The organism is Lujinxingia vulgaris (assembly GCF_007997015.1).
Taxonomy (GTDB): Bacteria; Myxococcota_A; Bradymonadia; order Bradymonadales; family Bradymonadaceae; genus Lujinxingia; species Lujinxingia vulgaris.
In genome coordinates, this window is the sequence record NZ_VOSM01000099.1 from 1 (window position 1) to 536 (window position 536).

Sequence of the window (536 nt, forward strand, 5' to 3'; positions counted from 1 at the left end):
GTGGCTGCCACCCTGACTCTGATCTCCGTCTTTGCACCGGTCGCCTTCCTGGGTGGCATGACGGGCGAGCTCTACCGCCAGTTCGCCGTGACCATTGCAGTTTCGGTGATGTTCTCGGGCATTGTCGCGCTGACATTGGCGCCCGCACTCTCGGCCCTGCTGCTGGGCAAGGAGGATTCGGGCAAGGAGTCTTGGTTTTTCCGCTACTTCAATTCCGGATTCCAGAAGATATCGAATGGCTACGCGAACACTGTGCAGTGGTTCCTGCGGCATGCCGTCCTGGGCATCCTGGTGTTCGTGGTCGTGATCGGTTCGGTGGCCTTCCTGATCAATCGCCTGCCGCCGGGCCTGGTGCCGCAGGAAGACCAGGGCGTCGCCCTAGTGGCCTATCAGCTGCCTCCTGTTTCGGCGCTGGGGCGCACGGAGGCGGTGCGAGACAAGGTCTCCAAGATGCTGCTGTCCATGGAGGAGATCGAGGATTACACGACCTTAGCGGGCTATGACATCATCGCCAGTTCACAGCGTACTTCGGCAGG

The 536-nt window shown here is 61.0% G+C and carries 1 protein-coding gene; it reads left to right on the top strand.

What is annotated here, in order from left to right; all coding sequences use genetic code 11:
* Positions 1 to 536, top strand: a 536-nt coding sequence (locus tag FRC98_RS21080; protein WP_146983526.1) for an efflux RND transporter permease subunit, incomplete at both ends; no start/stop codon positions are given.